This is a genomic window from Rhodococcus sp. 1168 (assembly GCF_002091955.1).
Classification (GTDB): Bacteria; Actinomycetota; Actinomycetes; order Mycobacteriales; family Mycobacteriaceae; genus Rhodococcoides.
On record NZ_MKKY01000051.1, the window covers coordinates 1 to 5,482 of the forward strand.

The 5,482-nt window shown below is 60.4% G+C and carries 4 protein-coding genes; all 4 read left to right on the plus strand.

The window, feature by feature from the left end; all coding sequences use genetic code 11:
- Positions 1 to 127: 127 nt before the first annotated feature.
- The 4 genes from BJI47_RS09610 (at position 128) to BJI47_RS09625 (ending at position 5,448) form a co-directional block, all read left to right on the plus strand.
- Positions 128 to 1,551 (plus strand): IS3 family transposase gene (locus tag BJI47_RS09610; protein ID WP_254900348.1). Its coding sequence is split into 2 segments (ribosomal slippage): positions 128 to 455 and positions 455 to 1,551, totalling 1,425 coding nucleotides; the frame shifts between segments, so codons are not numbered across the junction.
- Between the two features lie 216 nt (positions 1,552 to 1,767).
- A complete protein-coding gene (locus tag BJI47_RS09615; protein ID WP_217808517.1) occupies positions 1,768 to 2,631 on the plus strand; it encodes a ThiF family adenylyltransferase in 864 nt (287 codons plus the stop codon).
- Between the two features lie 126 nt (positions 2,632 to 2,757).
- A complete protein-coding gene (locus BJI47_RS09620; RefSeq protein WP_217808518.1) occupies positions 2,758 to 3,915 on the plus strand; it encodes an SAVED domain-containing protein in 1,158 nt (385 codons plus the stop codon).
- 109 nt (positions 3,916 to 4,024) lie between these two features.
- Positions 4,025 to 5,448, plus strand: a protein-coding gene (locus BJI47_RS09625) for an IS3 family transposase (protein ID WP_254900348.1) whose coding sequence is annotated in 2 segments (ribosomal slippage) — positions 4,025 to 4,352 and positions 4,352 to 5,448 — 1,425 coding nt in all. Because the reading frame shifts where the segments join, the coding sequence is not laid out codon by codon here.
- Positions 5,449 to 5,482: the final 34 nt, after the last annotated feature.

Below are 5,482 nucleotides of genomic sequence, written 5' to 3' on the forward strand. Positions count from 1 at the left end.
CCCTGCGTGCCAGGGTGAGGTGAGTCCAGTGGTTCATAGCAACCCGGCCTGATGCAGGGCGAGATACGGATCGACACACACCATGGCCATCACCACCAAGACGCCGGTCAGCGGCGACAATGAACGCATGGATTCAGCGCATCCGAGAGCAGACGGACCACGACGGCGACGGGCGTTCACCGCGGCGGAGAAAATCGAACACGTGCGTGCTTACGAGCAAGCCTGCCAGAGCGGCGACGGCGGGGCATACCTACGCCGCGAGGGACTGTATTCGTCGTTGATCAGCGAATGGCGCAAACACCGCGACGCCGGTGTTCTCGTCGGCAAAAAGCCCGGCGAGAAGGTCGGCAAGCTTACCGCCGAGCAAGCCGAGATCGCCCGCCTCACCCGTGAATTGAACCGCGCGAACAAGCGACTGAACACCACCGAAGCCGCACTGGATATCATGGGAAAAGCACACGCGCTCTTGGAATCTCTCTCCGAGAGCGCGGATTTCGACGAGAAGAACAACAAGCGATGACCACTGCGTACACCACACTGACCGGCATCGGAATTAGCTCCCGCGAGGGCAGCGTTCTCACCGGTCTGCACCGATCGACGGCGACACGTCGAAGTGCCGCAGCTACAGCACCGACACCGCCGGTGCCGCAGGAACCAGCGGCGGAGCCGGTCAACAAAGTCACCACCAGCGAACGGCGACGTATTCTCGGCGTCCTCAACTGCGACCGGTTCGTCGACCTCGCACCGCTACAGATCTACGCCCAACTCCTCGACGAGGGCATCTACCTGTGTTCGGTGTCGACGATGTATCGAGTGTTGCGCGAGAACAGACAGGTCAGCGATCGACGGCGACTCGCTCGGCACCCGGCCAGGGCATGCCCAGAGTTGGTCGCGACCGCGCCGCGGCAGGTGTACTCCTGGGATATCACCAAACTGGCCGGCCCGGTGAAAGGGCAGTACTTCGATGCGTACGTGATGATCGACATCTACTCCCGCTACATCGTCGGAGTGCACGTTCATAGTCATGAATCCGGTGTGCTGGCAAAGGAATTGATGGAACAGATCTTCGCGGTCCATGGCGTCCCGCACGTCGTGCATGCCGATCGCGGTACCTCGATGACCAGTAAAACCGTCGCGACACTCCTCGCGGATCTCGAGGTCACCCGAAGCCACTCCCGGCCTCGGGTATCGAACGACAATCCGTACTCGGAGTCGTTGTTCAAAACTTTGAAATACGGCCCCGGCTTCCCGGATCGGTTCCGATCACTGAGCGAGGCAAGGGAATTCATGGATATCTTCACCGATGGGTACAACCACGAACATCGCCACACCGGTATCGGACTGCACACTCCCGCCGATGTCCACTACGGCTTGGCTGCACGCAAGGCAGCCGAACGCCGTCTCGTTCTCGACGCCGCCCGCGCTGCACATCCGCATCGCTTCGGCAGCACTGCCGCACCGAAAATCCTCGACCTCCCAGACACCGCGTGGATCAACAAACCAGCAGAAACAACTGACACCGATCAAGAGCACGATTCGATAGCGGCGTAACACCCACTGGACTCATCCACCTTGACAAATTCCGGTCCGACATTGACCGCTGTTGCCGCAAGCGCGATACGCAAACCCGAAGGAGCAACCCAGCGCCTCGTAATAGCAGTCCCACACCCCACCGGCGGGCCCCCGCACCTACTGGCCGCCAGTATCGCCGCTTCGGGCGCCGATCGAATACGAGCCCTGGCCCGCGCCAGCACTAGGAGAAGGTCCGTGATCGAAATCGACCCCACCGCAATCGACCCCGACATCCCAGTCGAATGGCTTCCGGTCTCGGACCAGCGTCCAGAAGTAACTACCCGCCGAGACTCCTCTCGGCCAGTCTCCTCATTCGCGGGCAAAGCAGTTCACGTCTGGGGTTGCGGCGGCCTGGGTTCTTGGATCGCAGAGTTTGTCGTTCGAGCGGGCGCATCGACAGTCGTGCTTTGTGATCCGGGTCGGATCACTGGCGGCCTTCTGGTCCGCCAAAACTTCGTCGAAACGGATGTGGGTGAGTCAAAAGTAGAGGCTCTCGCGGCGCGCTTGCGCGCGATCAGCGACGACGTCAAGGTAACGCCCCGTGATGCACAACTCCCCAAGGCCTCGGACTTGAACGGTGCCGACGTGATTATCGATGCCACCATCAGCGTCGCGGTTGGCCGAACACTCGACGCCTACGCCAAAACCGTCGCCCGACCAGTTCTGGCACAGATGGCCTGCGACGTGCGAACCGGGACGCTTGGGATCCTTAGCGTCTCGATGCCGCCGGATACGTCCGGTTGTCTGACGATCGACCAGCAGGCCGGTACTGCGATAAAAGCCGATGCTGCATTGGAAGTGTTCCATGAACTTTGGGGCACTGAAGCGGACTCCGATGAGATCATCCCGACAAGGGGATGTTCGGTGCCTACATTCCACGGCTCTGCTGCCGACCTGAGCGGGGTTGCGGCGAGTCTCATCAGTCTGCTTGGCACCCACCTCAGTTCCAACAAGCCGCTATCCGGGACTCATTTGATATCACTGCCTCACGGCGAGGCTGGGCCACGTCGGTCTTTCGTGGCAGCTGCAGGTAACGAACCCTCAAGCCCCAGGGCCTAGTCGCCTCAAGAGACCGGCGGAACGTGAAGCTCAGGACTTACACAGAACAATTCTGCAGGAGGTGCACACATGGCGGCATCTGATGTGCGAGATACCACGGTCAAGCGAGAGCGCATCAAGGATTCCGTGCGCAACGCTCTGTGGGCGCGTACCGCTGGACGCTGCACAATCTGCGGCCGTCGCCTACTGGGCGACCAACGGACGTATCTTCATTCAGTTCTGTTAGCAGAACTAGCACACAACATCGGCGCCACTGACGGAGACCGATCACCCCGAAGCCAAGAAAACGACGGCCTCGATGACACAGAGGCCGAAGAGAACCTGCTTCTTGTGTGCCATGACTGCCACAAAATTATCGACGACGACGACCACATCGACTTCTTCCCGCCAGAGAAACTGCGAGACATCAAAGAAGCGTTCGAGCGGCGCATCGAAATGGTTACTGATCACGGTGGTTTGACGCGCACCGCAGCACTCCGACTCGGCTCCATGATTCGGGGTTCACTCGCGATGGCATCGCAGCGAGAAATAGCCGAAACACTTCTGGCAGTCAACTACCTCGGCCTCGTCGAGACGCAGCGAAGTGGCGAATTCACCTGCCGTATACGCGGTGCCGCCCGCGGCCGGGGCTTCTGGGAGGCTGCCCAACAGTCCATTGACGACACTATTGCTCAAGTCAGGCAAGCAGCCGATAGCGGCGACGTCGAGCACATCTCAGTCTTCGCAATTGCGCCGGTTCCTCTGCTGGTCTACCTGGGTTGGCACCTTGACGACAAGACACCGACCCGACTCTTTCAAAAGCACCGCGACCAGTTCATTGGTTGGTCATGGAGCAACCAAGACGATCCCGTCGACTTCGAGATCGTCGCGTCCAAACACGATGTCTCAGCCACAGATGTAGCGCTGGTCTGCGCGCTAACGAGCGAGGTGTCGCGCGCCGCCTTTCCATCCGCAACCGCTGACGCACCAGTCATCGAAGTACGACCGGCCAGTGAACCACCTGGGCCAACGCTCCTTTCGCACGAGCAGTCCCTAGCGAACTTTGCCGAGCAATGGCGAGCCGCCCTCGCGATGGCCGAGGCCTACTTCCCAAACGCGAAACGATGGCACCTGATCGCGTCGGCTCCGATCACAGCCTCCGTTGAGGCAGGACGTGCAATCATGCGAGACGTCCACCCGCCTGTGACGGTCTATGAGCGCACTGATTCCGCCTACCAGGCAGTGCTCACAATTAACAACCAGGATTACAAGATTGGTGCTGTCCACCCCTGCGTGCCAGGGTGAGGTGAGTCCAGTGGTTCATAGCAACCCGGCCTGATGCAGGGCGAGATACGGATCGACACACACCATGGCCATCACCACCAAGACGCCGGTCAGCGGCGACAATGAACGCATGGATTCAGCGCATCCGAGAGCAGACGGACCACGACGGCGACGGGCGTTCACCGCGGCGGAGAAAATCGAACACGTGCGTGCTTACGAGCAAGCCTGCCAGAGCGGCGACGGCGGGGCATACCTACGCCGCGAGGGACTGTATTCGTCGTTGATCAGCGAATGGCGCAAACACCGCGACGCCGGTGTTCTCGTCGGCAAAAAGCCCGGCGAGAAGGTCGGCAAGCTTACCGCCGAGCAAGCCGAGATCGCCCGCCTCACCCGTGAATTGAACCGCGCGAACAAGCGACTGAACACCACCGAAGCCGCACTGGATATCATGGGAAAAGCACACGCGCTCTTGGAATCTCTCTCCGAGAGCGCGGATTTCGACGAGAAGAACAACAAGCGATGACCACTGCGTACACCACACTGACCGGCATCGGAATTAGCTCCCGCGAGGGCAGCGTTCTCACCGGTCTGCACCGATCGACGGCGACACGTCGAAGTGCCGCAGCTACAGCACCGACACCGCCGGTGCCGCAGGAACCAGCGGCGGAGCCGGTCAACAAAGTCACCACCAGCGAACGGCGACGTATTCTCGGCGTCCTCAACTGCGACCGGTTCGTCGACCTCGCACCGCTACAGATCTACGCCCAACTCCTCGACGAGGGCATCTACCTGTGTTCGGTGTCGACGATGTATCGAGTGTTGCGCGAGAACAGACAGGTCAGCGATCGACGGCGACTCGCTCGGCACCCGGCCAGGGCATGCCCAGAGTTGGTCGCGACCGCGCCGCGGCAGGTGTACTCCTGGGATATCACCAAACTGGCCGGCCCGGTGAAAGGGCAGTACTTCGATGCGTACGTGATGATCGACATCTACTCCCGCTACATCGTCGGAGTGCACGTTCATAGTCATGAATCCGGTGTGCTGGCAAAGGAATTGATGGAACAGATCTTCGCGGTCCATGGCGTCCCGCACGTCGTGCATGCCGATCGCGGTACCTCGATGACCAGTAAAACCGTCGCGACACTCCTCGCGGATCTCGAGGTCACCCGAAGCCACTCCCGGCCTCGGGTATCGAACGACAATCCGTACTCGGAGTCGTTGTTCAAAACTTTGAAATACGGCCCCGGCTTCCCGGATCGGTTCCGATCACTGAGCGAGGCAAGGGAATTCATGGATATCTTCACCGATGGGTACAACCACGAACATCGCCACACCGGTATCGGACTGCACACTCCCGCCGATGTCCACTACGGCTTGGCTGCACGCAAGGCAGCCGAACGCCGTCTCGTTCTCGACGCCGCCCGCGCTGCACATCCGCATCGCTTCGGCAGCACTGCCGCACCGAAAATCCTCGACCTCCCAGACACCGCGTGGATCAACAAACCAGCAGAAACAACTGACACCGATCAAGAGCACGATTCGATAGCGGCGTAACACCCACTGGACTCATCCACCTTGACAAATTCCG